Here is a 4,195-nt window from a genome sequence, read left to right on the forward strand (position 1 = left end):
GGTCACGCACATGCACCGGTGCCGACAGCGCGCGCTTGCCACCCAACGTGGCTTCGACGCGATAGGCGCCCGCCTTCTCGATGGCCGAGAAGTCGACCTCGAAGTAGCGCTTGCCCGCCCCCCAGGCGGAGAACTCGGGCAAGGCCTTCAGTTCGCCCTGGGCGACGACCTTGCCACCGGCCAGCACGCGGTAGCGCCCGGCCTGGGCCGGGCCCGTGGACTCGACGACAGCCCTTTTGGGGCCGACGCGTTCCAGCGCCACCTGGTTGATCTGCACCAGCAGCGGATCGGTCGGCAACTTGACCGACACCGTCGTCACCGGCGCAGCCGCCTCGGCGGCCACGCACAGCGGCGCTGCGGCCACGAGGGCCGCTGCAATCAGGATTCGCTTCATTCCCATGCCATGTTCTTGGACCACTTGATGCCCGAGGTCGGGCATTTKCCGCTGTTGTCGGGGTAGCTGCTGTTGATGACCGAATTGACCGTGCTGACGCTGTTCATGGCCGGATTCTTCTTGTAGATGTCCAGGGCCATGCTGGCGCGCCAGCAGTTGCCCGCATCGTCGCCGAGGCTGCTGGACTTGAGCCAGCGGATGTACTGGTCGGTCAGGTAGGTGGCGAAGCAGGTCTCGGCGCTCAGGCTGCCGCAATTGCCAGCGTTCTTGACCGAGGTGAAGGCCGAGACGCTGCCAATCGAGCCGGTGTTGACCTGCACCTGGAAGGCCATGCCGACGAGGTTGTGTTTGTCGAAGGCCGTGAAGCCGATGCCCTTCAGGGCGCTCAGGACCGGCAGCAGCTTGTCGTTGTTGATGTGCGCGTAATGGCTCATCACATACTTGTCCTGCTGGTTGTCGAAGGCCGACTGCAGGGCCTTGCAGATCTTGGTCAGGGCCGCGCGCTTGGTGGAGTTGGAGCGGCTGAGGTTGGGATAGGGGTCGAGCCGCGAATCATCCGCCTTGAAGTTGGCGGCCGACACGCCGGTGACCTGCACGCCCCAGTTCTTCATGTCGGTGTTGGTCGCGCCGGTCTTGCCCAGCACATAGGGCGCGAAGGCGTTCTTGAAGTAGTCGGGGAAATCGCCCACCGTCGTCACACCGACCGGGCCGAAGGTGTCACCGCGGTAGTCGGAAATGCCTTGGCTGGCCTCGTAGTCCACCTCGCAATAGCGCCAGGGGCCGACGTCCTGGTAGTTGGTGGTGCCGTTCTCCGGGTAGGCGTCCATGCTGAGCACGGCCTGCCATTGGGCGACGGTCAGCTTGCGGTTCTTGTCGAAGACGTTGCCGTAGACCTTGGCGTCGCCCACGGGGATGACGCCGCTGGCCGCCGCCGGCTGGACGGCCGTCACCAGGGCCTGGCCGCTGGCGGTCTCGGTCTTGGTATAGAGCCAGCCGTCCTGCACATAGGCCGTGCTCTTGGCGGCATTGCTGCCGGCCGCATTGCCAGCCCCAATTGCGAGCGAAGACAGGCTCAACAGGGCGAGGGCCGCACACGAGCCGATCCGGAGTGATTGCATGTTTGCCTCAACGAAGTCTTGTGGCGATGGAAGAGCCACGGGTTGTGGATGCCCACGAGCAGCGCACGCACTGCCGGCGAGGAGCGCAACTTCACTGCTGGATGCGCCGGGCCAGACCTCGTCCCTCCAACGGGACTTCACGTCTCATGGGCGGCGAATGTAGGGCCGCCAAGCCGGCATCGTCAATATTTAAATCCAATGGTTGTATAAATTTATTTCAAGCGTGATCGACGCCGGAACCGCCGCCTCGGACAGAATCGCGGCCCGGGCACAGGCCCCACCTATCATGGGCACCACGAAAGCGCCGTCAGCACGCATGAGAACCACCGGCCGAGGAGCCACCCAACAGTCCAGCGCCCCCTTCAACCGCCGCGTGGTGCTGGACTTCATCCGCCAGCAAGGCGCCGCCTCGCGCAAGGACATCGCCGACATGGTGTCCCTGAGCCCGCAGACGGTGGCCAACATCACCAACGACCTGGAGGCCATCGGCCTCATCGTGTCGCGGCGCCAGAAGGTCGACAAATCGCGCGGCCAGCCGCCCATCGCCTTCGAGCTGAACCCGCAGGCTGGCAACGCCATCGGCATCAGCCTGGAGCCGGGCCGGGCCTCGGCGGCCCTCGTCAACCTGGTCGGCGAGATCCGCAGCCGCTGCGAGGTCGAGCTGGACACCGGCGACCGCCAGCAGATGCTGGCGTCCATGCTGCAGCTCGTGGCGCGCCTGCGCCGTGAATCGACCGAGCGCCTCTGGGGCATCGGCGTCGCCCTGCCCGGCCCGCTCGGCCATACCGACATCAGCTTCGTCGGCCCGACGGCGCTGGAAGGCTGGAACGACCTGTCCGTGCTGGACGAACTGCGCGAGACCACCGGCCTGCCTCTTTTCTACCGCGTCGACAGCGTTGCCGGCGCCCTGGGCGAGACGCTGTTCGGCGTCGCTCGCCATCTGGACGACTTCTTCTACCTGCACCTCGGCCTGGGCCTGGGCGGAGCCCTGGTCATCGGCCGCTCGGCCTACCCCGGCGCCGATGGCAATGCCACCGAGATCGGCCACGTGCCCATCGTGCCCGGCGGCACGCCCTGCTATTGCGGCAACCGCGGCTGCCTGGAGCGCTACGTCTCCATGCACTCCCTGGCCGAAGCCCTGGGCGTGAGCGACCACGATGTCTGGACCCTGGACCTCAGCGCACGCCTGCAGCAGCCCGCCGACGAGGCCCTGCATCGCTGGTGCCGCCAGGCCGCCGACCGCCTGCGCGACGCCGTCTGCATGATCGAGAACATGCTGGACCCGCGCTCCATCGTCATCGGCGGCTCCGCGCCCAAGGTGCTGGTGGAGCACCTCGTCGCCCTGGCCCTGCCCTGGCACCGCTCCGTGCGCGGCAGCATGGCGGCGCCCGAGACCCGCATCGTGCTGTCCGACCGCCAGGACGACTCCTCCATCCTCGGCGCCGCCGTGCTGCCCATCTACGAGATGCTGTCACCGCGCCTTGAAGTGCTGCAACAGGATCGCCGCGGCGAGCTCGATGTGGGCGAATTGCTGGGTCATCGCCCCGCCACCAAGCGAAGCGGATAAATATTTCAATCCATTGGATTTAATTATTGACACGACTTCCGATGGGCTCCTATAGTCGGCGCCCATGGACACGGATCGCGCCCTTTTCATCCCTCAGCTCAGCGTCGTCGGCGACGTTGGCGTCGACCTGGTTCTCGGCTCGCTGGAGGGCTGGCCCAGCATCGGCACCGAGCTGCTGATGCCGCGCAGCGAGCTGCGTGCCGGCGGCTCGGGCGCCAACGCGGCGCTGGCCGCCCGCCATATCGGCCAGGCCACCCACCTCATCTCCGCCGTCGGCAACGACCACTTCGGCCACTGGCTGGCCGAGCAGTTCAGCGGCATTCGCACCCACCTGGAAGTCTGCGACCGCGAGACCACCATCTCGGTCGGCCTGATGCACAGCTGCGGCGAGCGCAACTTCTTCACCACCCACGGCCATCTGCAGCAGCTGTCGGTGCAGCATGTGCTCAAGCACCTGCACGCCACGCCGGTGCCGTCCATCGCCCTCTTCACGGCGCCCTTCCTGCTGCCCCATCTGCGCGCCCGCTACGCCGACCTGTTGGCCGAAGCGGCCTCGCGCGGCTACCGCATCGCCCTGGACACCGGCTGGCCGCCCGAGGGCTGGGATCGCGACGAGGTGCTGGGCTGGCTGCCGCACTGCGACCACCTGCTCATCAACGAGCTGGAGGCGCGCAGCATTGCCGGCACCAAGGACCTGKACGATGCGCTGACGTTGATCGCCAAGGCGCTGAAGCCAGGGGCCAGCCTCGTCATCAAGGTCGGCGCCCGCGGCGCGCTGGGCATCGAGAATGGTCAGCGCGTGGTGTATGACACCGAGCCGGCCGACATCTTCGACACCATCGGCGCGGGTGACGCCTTCAATGCGGGCTACCTCTCTGCACGGTTGCGCGGTGGCGATCTTTCGGAAGGCATGGCCGCAGGTTGCCGCACGGCGCGGGCCATCCTGTCCCGCTTCCCGCGCAAGACCATCCGCGCCGGCGAATTCGCTGACTGCGTGGCCGTCTGAGCACCAAGCCATGAAACAYCGCGCGCTGATCGTCGGCTACATCCTGCTGATCTGGTTCGTGATCTCCTTCGTCACCAACCTGATCGGCCCGCTGATGCCGATCATCATCC

At 66.7% G+C, this 4,195-nt stretch carries 4 protein-coding genes; 2 read left to right on the forward strand and 2 right to left on the reverse strand.

Going from position 1 to position 4,195, the window contains the following annotated elements:
• Both AC1DU6_RS22000 and AC1DU6_RS22005 read right to left on the reverse strand, forming a co-directional pair.
• A partial coding sequence (locus tag AC1DU6_RS22000; RefSeq protein WP_477859602.1) for a cellulase N-terminal Ig-like domain-containing protein occupies window positions 1-394 on the reverse strand: 394 nt, incomplete at its 3' end.
• Entirely contained in the window at window positions 391-1,512 is a 1,122-nt protein-coding gene (locus AC1DU6_RS22005; RefSeq protein ID WP_457322049.1) for a hypothetical protein, read from the reverse strand. The genes AC1DU6_RS22000 and AC1DU6_RS22005, both read right to left, overlap by 4 nt.
• A gap of 316 nt (window positions 1,513-1,828) precedes the next feature.
• On the opposite strand from AC1DU6_RS22005, the gene AC1DU6_RS22010 reads away from it, so the two are divergent.
• Entirely contained in the window at window positions 1,829-3,079 is a 1,251-nt protein-coding gene (locus AC1DU6_RS22010) for an ROK family transcriptional regulator (RefSeq protein WP_457322051.1), read from the forward strand.
• 64 nt (window positions 3,080-3,143) lie between these two features.
• Window positions 3,144-4,085 carry a carbohydrate kinase family protein gene (locus tag AC1DU6_RS22015; RefSeq protein ID WP_477859604.1) on the forward strand — a complete coding sequence of 314 codons (942 nt, stop codon included), beginning with the start codon at window positions 3,144-3,146 and terminating at the stop codon, window positions 4,083-4,085.
• Window positions 4,086-4,195: the final 110 nt, after the last annotated feature.

The sequence above is a fragment of the Roseateles sp. P5_B10 genome, assembly GCF_056400485.1.